Origin of the sequence: Niallia sp. Sow4_A1 (assembly GCF_052116745.1) — a bacterium.
GTDB classification, from domain to species: domain Bacteria; phylum Bacillota; class Bacilli; order Bacillales; family Cytobacillaceae; genus Niallia; species Niallia hominis.
In genome coordinates this window covers 26,228-41,175 of sequence record NZ_JBQKKM010000033.1, presented here as the reverse complement: position 1 = coordinate 41,175, position 14,948 = coordinate 26,228, and the positions used below count along the sequence as shown (strand labels likewise).

Sequence of the window (14,948 nt, the reverse complement as noted above, 5' to 3'; positions counted from 1 at the left end):
ATTTGTTTGCTGCTTTTTTCATGCAATAAAAATGGAAGCATGGCCATTTTTTAATAAAGTCAGCTGTGAATGTATAAATAAGTATCGCTTTTGGCAACAAATAGATAACATGAAAAACTAATGATAGTTACATACTAAATCTACCGTGGGTGATGAAAGGAGAGATTCACTATGGGTAGACGAAGAGGAATTATGTCTGAAGGATTAAAAGAAGAATTAGCAAAAGAACTTGGTTTCTATGATGTGGTCCAACAAGAGGGCTGGGGCGGTATTCGTGCAAGAGACGCAGGGAATATGGTCAAAAGAGCAATAGAAATTGCAGAACAAAGTCTTCTTACTCAAAATAAAGAGTAACTTCAACATCACTTAACGTCCATCTTTTTTATATTATAATCACAATGGATTTACTCACGGTAACAATAGGATCTATCATTAGCTACTATCTATATTCCAAAATATAGATAGAAAGGATAATGATAGATCCTTTTTTATTCGAAGATGAATGAGTTAATATTACCTATAAAATCATGATAATAATTCAGGAAATCATAATCTCTATTACATGTAATAGACTAATTTGTGGTAAAATCACTATATCGAAATAGAAGATTAGATGAGCATAATGCTTAGATAGGTACGGAATAAGGAAAAGATAGAGTTCGTCTAGCCTACTATTATTACCTCCTTCCAAGGAAAGCTGTTTTCTTTAGTGAGAGGAAAAAAGTAAATGATGAAATTTGTTAAGTGGGTGGAAATATTGAAGCTTTTGGTTAAAGCGCCAGCTAAAATCAATTTGTCATTGGATGTGCTTCGTAAGAGACCTGATGGGTATCATGAAGTAGAAATGATTATGACAACAATTGATTTAGCAGATAGAATTGAGCTAGCACTGCTAGATAGCGATGTAATAAAAATAACTTCTCTTAATAGATTTGTTCCTGATGACCAACGTAATCTTGCTTATCAAGCAGCAAATATATTAAAAGAAAAGTTCCGTGTAAAGAAGGGGGTAGAAATAAAAATAGAAAAGAACATCCCTGTGGCAGCTGGCTTAGCTGGAGGAAGCAGTGATGCGGCGGCAGTATTACGCGGTCTAAATAAGTTATGGGGTTTAGGGCTAACATTAGATGAGTTAGCGATAATTGGGGCTGAAATAGGATCTGATGTGTCTTTCTGTGTCTACGGAGGAACCGCACTTGCAACTGGAAGAGGAGAAATCATTAAGGAATTACCTGCACCTCCAGTTTGTTGGGTTATTTTAGCGAAACCATTTATTGGTGTATCAACAGCTGATATTTATAAAAGACTAGATGTAGAGACAATTGAGCATCCAAATACGGAAAAAATGATTGAGTCAATTTCATCCAAGGATTATGATTTAATGTGTGAGTGTGTAGGGAATGTACTAGAAAATGTCACTTTATCCTTATATCCTGAGGTTGCCCAAATAAAAGAGCAAATTTGTAAGTTTGGGGCAGATACAGTACTTATGAGCGGAAGTGGCCCTACGGTTTTCGGATTAATTCAACATGATTCAAGAATGAACCGTGTTTACAACGGATTAAGAGGATTTTGTGACCAAGTATTTGCAGTTAGAATGATTGGACAGCGACATACTCTTGATTAAATCCGTATAATAATGTAATATTGTCCTTAAATATTCGGATTTTGGGGGTTCTGTTATGAAGTTTCGTCGTAGTGAACGTTTAATAGACATGACGAATTACTTGCTGGAGCATCCTAGGCAATTAGTGTCTCTTTCTTATTTTGCAGAAAAATACAGTTCGGCCAAGTCTTCTATAAGTGAAGATTTGGCTATTATTAAGGAAACTTTTGAGCAAAGAGGAATAGGGACGTTACATACATTGCCAGGAGCTGCTGGTGGAGTAAAGTATCAAGTAAGAGTCAGTGAAGAGGAAGCAAAACCATTTGTTGAGGAGCTTTGCGATTTAATTAAAAGCCCGGAAAGACTATTGCCAGGTGGATACCTATATATGAACGATATATTAGGCAACACGGCTATCGTTCAAAAAGTAGGTAGGCTTTTTGCATCAGCTTTTGCTGATACGGATATAGATGTAGTCATGACAGTAGCAACAAAGGGAATTCCTTTGGCGTATGCAGTAGGGAATTATTTAAATGTTCCTGTAGTTATGGTTAGAAGAGATAGTAAAGTAACAGAAGGTTCTACTGTAAGTATCAACTATGTTTCTGGTTCTACTAAAAGAATTCAAACGATGCTATTGTCAAAAAGAAGCTTGGAAGATGGTTCAAAAGTTTTGATTGTGGATGACTTTATGAAAGCTGGTGGTACCATCAATGGTATGATTAGCTTGTTAGAGGAATTCAATGCAAGTGTTGCAGGAATAGCAGTATTAGTTGAGGCAGAAGAAGCGGAAGAAAGATTAGTAGATGATTATTTATCACTAGTGAAATTATCAGGCGTTGATGTGAAAGAAAAGAAAATTTCAGTGAAAAATGGCAATTATTTTGACAAAAAATAGATCTTAGGGGGAAAAGACACATGAAAGTTGTTCAAACAAGTAATGCACCAGCAGCTATCGGGCCATATTCTCAAGGTATTATTGTTAATAATCTGTTTTTCAGTTCAGGTCAAATTCCTTTAACTGCTGAAGGGACCTTAATCGAGGGAGACGTTCAGACACAGACACATCAAGTATTTAAAAATTTAGCTGCCGTTTTAAAAGAAGCGGGGGCATCGTTTGAAACGGTTGTTAAAGCGACTGTATTTATTAAAAATATGGAAGACTTTCAAGCAATTAATGAGGTATATGGGGAATATTTCTCAACGCATAAACCTGCTCGATCTTGTGTAGAGGTAGCAAGGTTACCGAAAGATGTATTGGTTGAAATCGAGGTAATTGCTCTTTGTAAGTAAGGTAATTCATATGAAGAATAGTCGAAGTTTTAGTGAAAAAGCGAGGATTTTATCACTTTTCGGCAATTTTTCTTTATTTTATCCGAAATATTCTAAAAAATTTCGCCTTTTAAGAAGGAGTTATGAAAGTTCTGTTGAATTTATTAACTAGATTTTATCTTCTAGTAAAGGTGGTGAACAGGATGGAAGTAACTGATGTAAGGCTACGCCGAGTTAATACGGATGGACGAATGAGAGCTATTGCCTCTATTACACTAGATAATGAATTTGTTGTTCACGATATTAGGGTAATTGATGGAAATAATGGATTATTTGTAGCGATGCCAAGTAAGCGAACACCGGATGGTGAATTTAGAGATATCGCTCATCCAATTAACTCTGGTACAAGAGGAAAAATCCAGGAAGCAGTTTTGGCAGAATACCACCGCCTGGGTGAATTAGAAATTGAATTTGAAGAAGCTGGAGCTTCCTAAAATAATCTGCAGCTAGAGCCTACTTCCTAAGAGTAAGGCTCTTTTTTTTACCTATTAAAAAGCGGTTGAGATACAAAGCAGTAAAATAAGCACTATATAGCACAAAGAGAATTATACATATAGGTCATAATAAATGTATTACACTTCTATATACCCCTTTATTTTCCAATGAAAACCTCTTTTACTTTTAGTATCATAAAATAGTTAAGAAATAATTTATATCCCTGACTTTTTCGGTATATTTAATCCGTTTCATGTAGAGTAAGAGAAGAATCCCCTATTGCTTAAAGCAAGGAAGTCCTACTATGGTGGTCTCTTAAAAAGTGAAATGAAAGTAAGATCCTCTCTCTTAAGCAATTATTAGTGTTTTTCCTATTTAGATAAATTTATTTTTGGTACGGAATAAGCAAATAATTAGTATAAAAAAGAAACTTTTCTAAATAACCATACATAAAATGTGAATCCTTCCTTGAAATCAAGAGGTATTTAAGATATATTTTTTAGTGGATAAAAAGGTTATTGGAGGCCTGTGAATGACAACTCGTTACGCAGTGATTTTAGCCGCAGGACAGGGAACTAGAATGAAGTCAAAGCTTTATAAAGTACTTCATCCTGTTTGTGGAAAACCGATGGTACAGCATGTTGTAGATCAAGTAGAGAAGCTACAAGTGGATTCAATCGTAACAGTAATTGGCCACGGTTCAGAAAAAGTAAAAGCACAGCTTGGCAATAGTGTTAATTATGTGTATCAACAAGAACAGCTTGGAACAGCACATGCGGTAATACAAGCAAAAGATATTCTTGGAGACAAAGATGGAGTGACATTAGTTATTTGTGGGGATACACCACTTATGACGAGTGAGACTATAGAAGCGCTCTTTTTACAACATGAGAAAATGGGAGCAAAGGCAACCATTTTAACTGCAGAAGCAAGTAAACCAGATGGTTACGGTAGAATTGTTCGTAACGAAATGGGAGTAGTAGAAAAAATAGTCGAACATAAAGATGCTACGGAAGCGGAAAGAAAAATAACAGAAATTAATACAGGTACCTATGTATTTGATAATGCATTGTTATTCCAGGCATTAAATAACGTTTCGAACGAAAATGTTCAAGGTGAATATTATTTGCCAGATGTTATTGAGATTTTAAAGCAGCAGGGAGAAACAGTTAGTGCATTCCAAACAAATGATTTTGATGAAACCATTGGTGTGAATGATCGTGTGGCTTTATCGGAAGCAGAAGCAATTATGAGAAAACGTATTAATGAACTGCATATGCGAAATGGAGTAACGCTTATTGATCCATTAAATACGTATATCGAAGCAGATGTAACGATTAAGGAAGATACTGTTATATACCCAGGGAGTATTCTTAAAGGTACGACTGTAATAGGTTCAGAATGTATCATAGGACCCAATACAGAAATAAATAATTGTATTGTTGGAAATAATACAGCTATCAAACAATCTGTTGCACATGATAGTAGCATAGGTTCAGATGTGAATATAGGACCATTTGCTCATATTCGACCAGCGTCTACAATCAATGATGAAGTGAAGATCGGGAATTTTGTTGAAATTAAGAAAGCGACATTTGGAAAAGGAAGTAAAGCATCCCATTTGAGTTATATTGGAGATGCAAGTGTTGGCAATGATGTAAATATTGGCTGTGGTACAATCACGGTTAATTATGACGGCAAGAATAAGTTTATGACTACAATAGAAGATGGCGCATTTATTGGTTGCAATTCCAATTTAATTGCTCCTGTCACAATTGGTAAAGGTGCTTATGTTGCAGCAGGTTCCACCATAACAGATGATGTTCCTTCTGAGGCACTATCCATTGCCCGTTCCCGTCAAGTTAATAAAGAGAATTACAAACGTAAATAATCAGATTTAAAAAAGAGAAGAATAAGTAGCTTTTATTCATACATTCTTCGTATCATTAGTGGAAAAAGACCAGTGGAGGTTCAGCATGCCAGTTAAGAATTTAGATCCAAATTTGAAGGTATTCAGTTTAAACTCTAATCCAGCATTAGCGCAAGAAATTGCAGAGTCAATTGGAGTAGAATTAGGGAAATGTTCTGTGACGCGTTTTAGCGATGGAGAAATTCAAATTAATATTGAAGAGAGTATTCGTGGTTGTGATGTATATGTCATTCAGTCAACTAGTGCACCTGTTAACGAACATATTATGGAATTGTTAATTATGATTGATGCATTAAAGCGTGCATCAGCTAAAACGATTAACCTAGTTATTCCTTATTATGGTTATGCTAGACAAGATAGAAAAGCACGAGCACGTGAACCAATTACAGCAAAATTAGTAGCAAATTTACTAGAAACTGCTGGAGCAACCCGTGTTATTACATTAGACTTGCATGCCCCGCAAATTCAAGGATTCTTCGATATTCCGATTGATCACTTAATGGGTGTACCAATCCTAGGCAACTATTTCAGTCAGCGTGAATTTGATGGAGAACTTGTTATTGTATCACCAGATCACGGTGGTGTTACGAGAGCAAGAAAGCTTGCAGAACGATTAAAAGCACCAATTGCTATTATTGATAAAAGAAGACCAAAACCAAATGTTGCGGAAGTAATGAATATTGTTGGTAATATAGAAGGGAAAATTGCCATTCTTATCGATGATATTATTGATACAGCTGGTACCATCACACTCGGTGCTAATGCTCTTGCTGAAAATGGCGCTAAAGAAGTCTATGCATGCTGTACACATCCCGTATTATCAGGACCTGCAATGGATAGAATCAATAATTCCAAAATTAAAGAGCTGGTTGTAACAAACTCTATTGAACTTGGAGACAAGAAACTTTCTGCGAATGTCATCCAATTATCAGTTGCTGATTTACTAGGTGAGGCTATTTTACGTGTACATCAAGATCAGTCTGTAAGTTTCTTATTTGATTGATAGATTTAAAAGCAAAACTTTCTGATTAGTCGCTTGCCTTTTGGCAGGCGACTATTAGTATTGTCGTACTCTATTTAATAGAGAAGCAAAATTCTCTATGTTTAAATTTCTTCCATTTAGGGCATTTTTTATATAAGAGTGTTCATTGAATAAATAATGGAAGGTGAAATAATGACGACAACTTTACAAGCAAAAAAACGTATGACAGACAAGCATTCAAGCTTAACGAAATTAAGAAATGAGGGAGAAATCCCAGGAATTGTGTATGGATCAAAAGTAGAAAATACGTCGATTTCCTTAAGTGAGGCAAATTTCTTAAAAACGATTCGTGAGGTTGGAAGAAATGGTGTTATTTCGCTGGATATCGACGGGGAAACCTATAATGTCGTTTTAAATGAATATGATTCCGATCCAATAAAGCGAGCAGTACTGCATGTGGACTTCTTGGCAGTTGATTTATCAAAAGCTATCAGTGCACCAGTGAGAGTTTCCTTAGTGGGAGAAGCAGCTGGAGTGAAAGATGGCGGCGTTATGCAGCAGGCATTACATGAAGTAACAGTAACAGCAAGACCTAATGACATACCGACTAGTATTGATATTGATGTAACAGAACTCCAAGTTGGAGATACGATTACTGTGGGAGATGTTAAGGGTTATGATAAAATAGAAATAGACCATGAACAAGAAGAAGTAATCGCATCAATTCTTGCTCCAAGACAGGAAGAAGAGATTAGTACAGGAGAACAACAAGAAGAAGGAATGCCTGATAATGTAGAAGGCAGAGAAACGGAGCCGGATACAAAAGAAGAGTAATGCAATTCCTACAAATGAATTCTCCCTGTACGTTTAGAAAGTACATTTCTAAAGAAGGCTAGCAAAAAAAGGTTTGACCGGTAAGTGTTTCTATTGGCCAAACCTTTTTCATATATAGCTTACATAGTGATTAATAAATCAGGGGGATTGTCATGAAATTAATCGTGGGCCTTGGGAATCCAGGGAAGCAATATGATAGAACAAGACATAATATAGGTTTTGAAGTAATAGATTTTTTATCCAACCATTACAATATTCCATTAGATAAAGCGAAATTCAAAGGGAATTTTGGAATAGGGAATATTGGGGGCGAAAAAATAATTTTACTAAAGCCGCTTACATATATGAATCTCTCAGGAGAATCAATTCGTCCGATTATGGATTACTATAATCTTGAGCCAGAGGATTTAGTAGTCATTTATGATGATTTAGACTTACCTGTTGGGAAAATTAGACTTCGTCAAAAGGGAAGCTCTGGTGGACATAATGGGATCAAGTCTACGATTCTTCATGTTGGGACAGAAAAATTTAATCGTATAAGAGTTGGAATTGATCGTCCTAAAAATGGTATGAAGGTTGTTGATTATGTCCTTGGAAAATTTACAAAAGAAGAAATGGACATATTAGAGGGAACGATCAGAAAATGCGCGGACGCATGTGCGCAATGGGCTGAGGAACCTTTTTTGCAAGTAATGAATAAATATAATATCCAGTAAGATATTGTTCCATTCCTGTTTATTCGGTTATATTTAGCTACGAATCGGTTAATACTAGCATTATTATAATGTGCTAGTAAGGAGGCCTTGGAATGGCTATACATTATCATTGCAGACATTGTGGTGTGCATATAGGTTCACTTGATGCAGGAGCAGTAGAAGCAAACCGCTTAGGATTCGATCATTTAACAGATGAAGATCGTTCAGAAATGATTCAATATCATCAAACAGGAGATATTGAGGTAAAATCAATTTGTGAGGATTGTCAAGAATCATTGTCTAAAAATCCTGGTTACTATGAAAATGATTATTTGATTCATTAATAGACTGTTTAAAAAGATACTGTTTTTAATTAGGAAAAAAGCTTTGGACTAATCCAAAGCATTTTTCCGTTGTCTATATACATGTTTTCTTTAGTAGCAGGAATATAGGCAAGATATCTCGTATATAACAACATAAAGGAGTATTTTCTCCACATTTTAACAAAGCCGCTTTTAGGAGAGGGTCAAGTCTTCTCAGGCTACTGCGTGTGGGAGCTTGGACTTTCACGCAGCTTCTCAGGCTGCTCAGTATCTCTAATTGTTTATTTATCATATTGAGAAAGTAACAATCTTTTAGAAAACAGCTTTTTCAAAAGAAACATATAGATGATGTCTTTATAAGAACTAAATAGATGGCAATTATAAATATTTATATAAGATAGGAACAGATTATAGGTTAAGTGCTTATCTTAGAAAAGGGCTAGATAGCTAGTGCTATGTCACTTTACTAAAATGTATAAACAAACTAGCTCTGCACCACTTATTATGGTGCCTTTGCTTTTAAATGGGAGGGAAAATTTTTTGTTAGGGCTAAAAGAGTTATTTAAACAGCAAGAAGATATACAAAATGTCATTTCTGGATTAGAGGCTGGATTGCATGAGCAATTAGTTTCAGGTCTTTCCAATTCAGCACGTACTTTATATATGACTTCTATTTACGAAAAAACGAAGAAACCTTTATTAATAGTGACACATAATTTATTGCAAGCACAAAAGCTATATGATGATATTACAAATATTGTGGATGAAAAGGAAGTCTTCCTTTATCCAGCGAATGAATTAATTGCTGCTGAGATTAGTATTGCGAGTCCAGAGCTTAAGGCACAGCGTATTGAAGTATTGAACTATTGGGCTAAGAAAAAATCAGGAATCATGATTGTTCCAGTAGCCGGGCTAAGAAAGTTGCTGCCTCCAAAAAAGCTATGGAAGGAAGCGCAATTAAAGCTTGAGATAGGGCAGGATTTGGATTTAGAGGCATTTTTATTAAGGCTTGTTCATATGGGATATGTGCGAGCAGAAATGGTTTCTTCACCTGGAGAATTTAGTGTGCGTGGTGGAATATTAGATATCTATCCATTGACAGAAGAAGATCCTCTTCGCATTGAATTATTTGATACGGAAATTGATTCCATCAGGGCTTTCTCACTTGAGGATCAACGCTCGAAAGAAAAGAAAGAAGTGGTTAGCATTGGGCCGGCTACAGAAATTCTTTATGATGAAAAAGCAGTCGATGAACTATTAAGCAAGCTGGAAAAGGGCCTAGCTCAAAGTTTAAAAAAGATAAAAGATGAAGCGACGAAAACGTTACTTGCGCAAAACATAGGCAGAGAAATAGAACAGTTAAGAAATGGACAAAAGCCAGAACAATTATATAAATACTTATCCATTCTTTATGGGGAACATGTAAGTTTAATAGACTATTTACCGACAAACGGCTTTTTAATTATTGATGAAATTAGTAGAGTGCAAGAAATGAACGACACGCTAGAGAAGGAAGAGGCTGATTGGTATACGAGCTTATTAGGCGAGGGAGCAATCATTCATGGATTAACCTTATCCCAAAGTATAAGCCATCTTTTACATCAAGCAAAACAGCCAATTGTCTATCTATCTTTGTTCTTACGCCATGTGCCAAATACTAATCCGCAGAATATAATCAATGTTTCTTGTAAACAAATGCAAAATTTTCATGGTCAAATGAATGTGTTAAAAACAGAAATAGAAAGATGGAAAAAGAATCATTACACCGTTTTATTGCTTGGTAATAGTGGGGAACGTATAGAAAAGCTAGATCAAGTTCTACGGGATTATGATATGGAAGTAATGATTCAAAAGAATGCCAAGAAGATTGCTGAAGGGAAAATCCAACTAGTAGAAGGGCATCTGCAATCAGGATTTGAACTTCCTATTTTAAAGCTAGCTGTAATAACAGAAGAGGAATTATTTAAAACAAAAACAAAAAAAATCTCTAAAAGAAGACAAAAGCTATCAAACGCGGAAAGAATAAAAAGCTATTCGGAATTAAATGTTGGAGATTATGTTGTTCATGTTAACCATGGAATTGGTAAATATCTTGGAATTGAAACACTTCAAATAAATGGTGTTCACAAGGATTATTTACATTTACGATATCAAGGAAATGATAAGCTATATGTTCCTGTTGAACAAATTGACTTAGTTCAAAAATACGTAGGGTCAGAGAGTAAAGAACCGAAAATATATAAATTAGGCGGCAATGATTGGAAGCGTGTGAAGAAAAAGGTAGAGTCTTCTGTTCAAGATATAGCCGATGATCTTATAAAGCTATATGCAGAAAGAGAGGCATCTGTTGGCTATGGGTTCTCTCCAGATGGAGAAATGCAGCGGGAATTTGAAGCAGCATTTGCTTATCAGGAAACAGAGGATCAGTTGCGCTCCATTCATGAAATTAAAAAGGATATGGAAAGAGAAAGACCGATGGATCGCCTTCTTTGCGGAGATGTTGGTTATGGGAAAACAGAGGTTGCTATTCGTGCAGCTTTTAAAGCGATAGCTGATGGAAAACAAGTTGCTTTCTTAGTGCCAACGACAATCTTAGCTCAACAGCATTATGAAACGTTGAGAGAGCGTTTTCAAGATTATCCGATTGAAATAGGTTTATTAAGTAGATTCCGGACGAGAAAACAGCAAAACGATACAATAAAAGGGCTAAAAGCGGGAACTATTGATATTGTTGTAGGAACACATCGGATTCTTTCTAAGGATATTTCCTATCGAGATTTAGGTTTGTTAATTATTGATGAAGAACAGCGATTTGGGGTAACGCATAAGGAGAAAATTAAACAGTTAAAAACAAATGTTGATGTGTTGACATTAACAGCAACCCCAATTCCAAGAACACTCCATATGTCGATGTTAGGTGTACGAGATTTATCTGTCATCGAAACACCTCCTGAAAATAGATTTCCTATTCAGACCTATGTAATGGAGTATAATGGTGGACTTGTAAGAGAAGCGATTGAAAGAGAGCTAGCAAGAAATGGGCAAATATATTTTCTATACAATCGTGTAGAAGATATTGAAAGAAAAGCGGAAGAGATATCCATGTTAGTCCCTGATGCAAGAGTAACATATGCACACGGTAAAATGACGGAAAATGAATTAGAATCAGTAATGCTTGGATTTTTAGAAGGAGAATACGATGTTTTAGTAAGTACAACCATTATTGAAACAGGGGTAGATATTCCGAATGTAAATACATTGATTGTCCAAGACGCAGATCGCATGGGGCTATCGCAGCTCTATCAATTACGGGGAAGAGTAGGTCGTTCTAATCGAGTAGCCTATGCTTACTTTACGTATAAGAAGGATAAGGTCTTAACAGAGGTAGCGGAAAAAAGGCTGCAGGCAATTAAAGAGTTTACAGAGTTAGGGTCTGGTTTTAAAATTGCCATGCGGGATTTAACGATTCGTGGGGCTGGAAATCTCCTAGGTGCTCAGCAGCATGGATTTATTGATTCTGTCGGATTTGATTTATACTCTCAGATGCTGAAAGAGGCGATTGAAGAGAGAAGAGGCACCATAGATGAAGAACAAAAACGAACAATCGAAATTGATTTAGATATTGATGCCTATATTCCTGAGTTCTATATAAGCGACGGACAGCAAAAGATTGAAATGTATAAAAGATTTAGAGGCGTTGCAACTTTAGATGATATGGAAGAACTAAGAGAAGAATTAACAGACCGTTTTGGAGACTATCCAGAGGAAGTTTCTAATCTTTTCAGGATTACAGAAATGAAGATTTATGGGAAGCAAGCTGGAGTAGAATTAATTAAACAAACAAAGGAAGAAGTGCTGATTCTCTTATCAGAACAAGGTAGTGACCGCATGGATGGTCAAAAAATATTTGAGAAAAGTTCTAAATATGGCAAAATGATTGGTCTTGGCATGGAAGGAAGAAAACTAAAGATGATCTTCCATGTAAAGGGTGTAGAGAAGGACAAATGGCTTAAGGTGTGTCAAGAAATGATAGAAGCATTGAGTACCTTTAAAAAAGAACCAGAGGAAGTTACTAAGTAAATGTAGATGACGAATAAAAATGTGAATAAAAGCCAAACAACCCATATTTACGTGTGGATTGTTTGGCTTTTTTGTTTGGCTGGAATACTTATGTCCAAACCTCTTTAATACCCAAAGTTATGAAGAAAATTGTGGAAAACGAATGTTTAATAAGGGGGGACAAGGGTATACACAAATATAGATAAAGGATAAAAAGTTCTCATTAAATGACATCTAAGTTAAGTACCGGAATAAATAAATGGTTATACCAAAATTTGGGATATAATATTCCCGCTTGTTAAAAATATGGTAAATGTTTTTGTTAGGTGAAATATTCACCAAGGAAAATAAAGCTACCTAGAGAAAATTTTGCATGATTAATGTATAGAACTTACCATATGAAAGATACTATGTTTAAATATGGTGAACATTTCATGTATAGTGAGAATGCACTCACCAATTTTAAAAATCATCTGATGAAAGTGAGGCAACACGGAATGAAAGCAACTGGAATTGTGCGTCGAATCGATGATTTGGGTCGTGTCGTTATCCCAAAAGAAATCAGAAGAACATTACGAATTCGTGAAGGTGATCCATTAGAGATTTTTGTTGATCGAGATGGAGAAGTAATTTTAAAGAAATATTCACCGATTAGTGAGTTAAGTGATTTTGCTAAAGAGTATGCAGAAGCTCTTTATGACAGTTTAGGAAGTGCTGTATTGATTTGTGACAGAGACTCTTACATTGCCGTTTCGGGTGGATCGAAGAAGGACTATTTAAATAAAAATATTAGTAATATAGTGGAAAAGGCAATGGAAGATAGAGGAACTATTCTTATGAATCAACAAGATCAAGTTTCCTTAGTGGATGGTACTACCGAAACTATTTCTGCTTATACAATTGGTCCAATCATTGCAAATGGAGATCCAATTGGAGCGGTTGTCATCTTTTCAAAAGAAGACTCCCTTGGTGATGTAGAGAAAAAGGCTGTAGAGACTGCGGCAGGATTTTTAGCTCGCCAAATGGAATCATAATCATGCTTGCATAACGTTTTCTTTTACTAATCCATATATTGTTTAAACCGTCGACAAACTCAGGAATTGGAGTTGTCGACTTTTTTTGTACTTACATAAATAATAGGAACTTCATTTTTTATTTGGAAAATGAATATTGTTCTATTCAAACTAGAACAACATTGTTATAATAAGTATATAACAGTTTAAGGTGGATGATTATGTATATTCAAATTAATCCTGATTTAGAAATGCCGATTTACGAACAGCTTTCGATGCAAATTATGATAGGGGTAATAAGAAAAGATATACAGGATGGAGATGTATTGCCTTCTGTTCGTTCATTGGCAGCTGATTTAGGCGTAAATATGCATACTGTAAATAAAAGCTATCACGAATTAGAGAAAAAGGGACTAATTCAAATTATTCCTAAATCTGGTGCAGTTATCCGAACCGCTAATCGAAAGCTATCTGAAGAAGAGAAAAACAGAACATCAGATAATTTAAAGCCGACTATAGTGGAAGCATTAGTGCTAGGGATGAATGAGGAAGACATATTAAGCATAGCAAAATCAATTATTCAAAACTTGAAGGAGGAATAGTAATGGAAGCACTTATATTTATTATGATGATGTTGTTAACAGTCATGCTTGAGGCAGCTATCCCTTTTCTAATAAGAAAAACAATCGTATTTGGGGTTTCCATTCCAAGTACACAAATAAAGCATCCACAAATTTCTGTATATAAAAAAAGATATTCTCTTTTAATTGTGGTACCTGCTCTTCTTCTTCTTCTTGCTTATTGCATTTGGCAAGCAACCAATAGTCCCCAAGCCAATCAAGTAGCGATTGTTGGAACGTTTCTTTTGTTTGGAACTTTATTTTGGAGCTTTAGCCTTTATTTCTATTTTCATGGGAAAATGCTTGAATTGAAAGGTGAAAATAAATGGGAAGAACAGTTAAAAGTAGTAAGTGTAACAGAGCTTGGGATTAGACAAAAGGATGAAATGCTTCCGTGGTATGTGTTTCTAATTCCGATGATTATTACGGTAGGATTCCTTCTTTTTACTGCAACTCAATATGATGTGTTGCCGACAGAGATACCTGTGCACTGGGGAGCTGATGGTAAAGCTGATCGATTTACGACAAAGACACCTATCTCTTCTGTGTCATTGCTTCTCGTTTTGCTAACAATGCAATTCATGTTTTTAGGTATTAATATAGCGACAAAGAGATCAGGGATCAAAATAATTGCTAATAATAAACAAGCATCCAAGCGAAGACAGCTAAAGTATCGTAAATATTCAAGCTGGCTTAATCTTCTTATATCCATTACCATAACTGTTCTGTTCATTCTTTTACAATTAACAACGTTATACAATAATATTTTCAGTGATTACATGATAGTTATTATTCCTCTCCTCCTTACAGTAGTCCTATTAATTTGTACCATTGTATTTACGTTTAAGGTAGAGCGGTTAAATCGGGAATTAGATGGAAAAGAGCAAGAAACGCAGGAAATTTCCACTTTTGATGCTGATAACCATTGGAAGGGTGGCTTGTTTTACTTTAATAAAAATGATCCTTCTATTTTTGTTGAAAAGAGATTTGGAATTGGTTGGACAATAAACTTTGCAAATCCAATTGGATATTTATTACTATTTATTCCTTTGCTGCTTATCCTCCTTTTAAGCTTTATATAGAGGGACATTAAGAGCGCTTCTTTCCAGGTCTGTATAA

General features: G+C 35.4%; 14 protein-coding genes. All 14 read left to right on the top strand.

Annotated features, from left to right (window positions below; translation table 11 throughout):
- The first annotated feature begins 171 nt into the window (after window positions 1-171).
- The gene (locus ACTQ5K_RS17145; protein ID WP_031537122.1) at window positions 172-354 is read left to right on the top strand and encodes a small, acid-soluble spore protein, alpha/beta type; all 183 of its coding nucleotides are present in this window, start codon (window positions 172-174) and stop codon (window positions 352-354) included.
- Window positions 355-757: 403 nt separating this feature from the next.
- Entirely contained in the window at window positions 758-1,627 is an 870-nt protein-coding gene (gene ispE / locus ACTQ5K_RS17140) for a 4-(cytidine 5'-diphospho)-2-C-methyl-D-erythritol kinase (RefSeq protein WP_048719110.1), read from the top strand.
- Window positions 1,628-1,682: 55 nt separating this feature from the next.
- Entirely contained in the window at window positions 1,683-2,504 is an 822-nt protein-coding gene (purR, locus tag ACTQ5K_RS17135; RefSeq protein WP_031537124.1) for a pur operon repressor, read from the top strand.
- A gap of 20 nt (window positions 2,505-2,524) precedes the next feature.
- Window positions 2,525-2,899 (top strand): RidA family protein, encoded by a 375-nt coding sequence (locus ACTQ5K_RS17130; protein ID WP_031537125.1) that lies wholly within the window; start codon window positions 2,525-2,527, stop codon window positions 2,897-2,899.
- A 182-nt stretch (window positions 2,900-3,081) separates the two neighbouring features.
- Window positions 3,082-3,372, top strand: coding sequence for a septation regulator SpoVG (gene spoVG / locus ACTQ5K_RS17125; protein WP_026574035.1), 291 nt, complete (start codon window positions 3,082-3,084; stop codon window positions 3,370-3,372).
- A gap of 533 nt (window positions 3,373-3,905) precedes the next feature.
- On the top strand, window positions 3,906-5,264 hold the full coding sequence (gene glmU / locus ACTQ5K_RS17120) for a bifunctional UDP-N-acetylglucosamine diphosphorylase/glucosamine-1-phosphate N-acetyltransferase GlmU (protein WP_031537126.1): 1,359 nt from the start codon (window positions 3,906-3,908) through the stop codon (window positions 5,262-5,264).
- An 85-nt stretch (window positions 5,265-5,349) separates the two neighbouring features.
- Window positions 5,350-6,306, top strand: coding sequence for a ribose-phosphate diphosphokinase (locus ACTQ5K_RS17115; RefSeq protein ID WP_031537127.1), 957 nt, complete (start codon window positions 5,350-5,352; stop codon window positions 6,304-6,306).
- 171 nt (window positions 6,307-6,477) lie between these two features.
- Window positions 6,478-7,119: a 50S ribosomal protein L25/general stress protein Ctc gene (locus ACTQ5K_RS17110; protein ID WP_031537128.1), complete on the top strand. Its 642-nt coding sequence runs from the start codon at window positions 6,478-6,480 to the stop codon at window positions 7,117-7,119.
- Window positions 7,120-7,271: 152 nt separating this feature from the next.
- Entirely contained in the window at window positions 7,272-7,835 is a 564-nt protein-coding gene (gene pth / locus ACTQ5K_RS17105) for an aminoacyl-tRNA hydrolase (protein ID WP_031537129.1), read from the top strand.
- 92 nt (window positions 7,836-7,927) lie between these two features.
- A complete protein-coding gene (locus tag ACTQ5K_RS17100; protein ID WP_031537130.1) occupies window positions 7,928-8,158 on the top strand; it encodes an anti-sigma-F factor Fin family protein in 231 nt (76 codons plus the stop codon).
- 519 nt (window positions 8,159-8,677) lie between these two features.
- Window positions 8,678-12,217: a transcription-repair coupling factor gene (gene mfd, locus ACTQ5K_RS17095; RefSeq protein WP_048719099.1), complete on the top strand. Its 3,540-nt coding sequence runs from the start codon at window positions 8,678-8,680 to the stop codon at window positions 12,215-12,217.
- Between the two features lie 476 nt (window positions 12,218-12,693).
- Entirely contained in the window at window positions 12,694-13,230 is a 537-nt protein-coding gene (spoVT, locus tag ACTQ5K_RS17090) for a stage V sporulation protein T (protein ID WP_031537132.1), read from the top strand.
- A 200-nt stretch (window positions 13,231-13,430) separates the two neighbouring features.
- Window positions 13,431-13,811, top strand: a complete 381-nt coding sequence (locus ACTQ5K_RS17085; RefSeq protein WP_031537133.1) for a GntR family transcriptional regulator — start codon at window positions 13,431-13,433, stop codon at window positions 13,809-13,811.
- 2 nt (window positions 13,812-13,813) lie between these two features.
- Window positions 13,814-14,911, top strand: coding sequence for a DUF1648 domain-containing protein (locus ACTQ5K_RS17080; RefSeq protein ID WP_031537134.1), 1,098 nt, complete (start codon window positions 13,814-13,816; stop codon window positions 14,909-14,911).
- Window positions 14,912-14,948 lie beyond the last annotated feature (37 nt).